Source organism: Clostridium sp. MCC353 (genome assembly GCF_018785315.1).
In the GTDB taxonomy this organism is placed as follows: domain Bacteria; phylum Bacillota; class Clostridia; order Lachnospirales; family Lachnospiraceae; genus CHH4-2.
This window is the reverse complement of sequence record NZ_WQPN01000121.1, coordinates 1-480: the sequence shown is the minus strand read 5'-3', so window position 1 is coordinate 480 and position 480 is coordinate 1. Positions and strand designations below refer to the sequence as shown.

Here is a 480-nt window from a genome sequence, read left to right as displayed (position 1 = left end):
GCAAGAGCGTCTGGAGAAGCGGAAAAAGCTGATCCAGCCGTTGCTTGAGGACTTTTGGACGTGGGTGGAAGAAACCAGCCAGAAGTACACCACAAATGAATCCTTAAAAAGAGCCCTGCAGTACAGCCGCAACCAGAAAAAATATTTAAATACGTTTATGGAAGACGGAAGACTGCCGCTTTCAAACAATGAATGTGAATCGTGTATCCGTCCATTTGCGACGGGCCGCAAATCGTGGCTGTTCGCAGACAGCCCGGAAGGAGCGAAAGCCAGCGGAATCGTGTACTCCCTGGTAGAGACAGCCAAACTAAACCATCTGGATGTATTCCAGTATTTAAAATATTTATTGGAACAGATGCCGGGACTGGAATACCGGTATCAGAATGCCCCATCCATGTTAGATCCCTATCTGCCATGGTCCATGGAACTGCCTGAATCCTGCAGAATGAAGAAAAAAAGAAGATAAGCTGCCATGGAGAG

At 47.3% G+C, this 480-nt stretch carries 1 protein-coding gene; it reads left to right on the top strand.

From position 1 onward, the window contains the following. On the top strand, positions 1-466 hold a 466-nt coding region (locus GPL15_RS19850; protein ID WP_215700409.1), incomplete at its 5' end, for a transposase. Positions 467-480 lie beyond the last annotated feature (14 nt).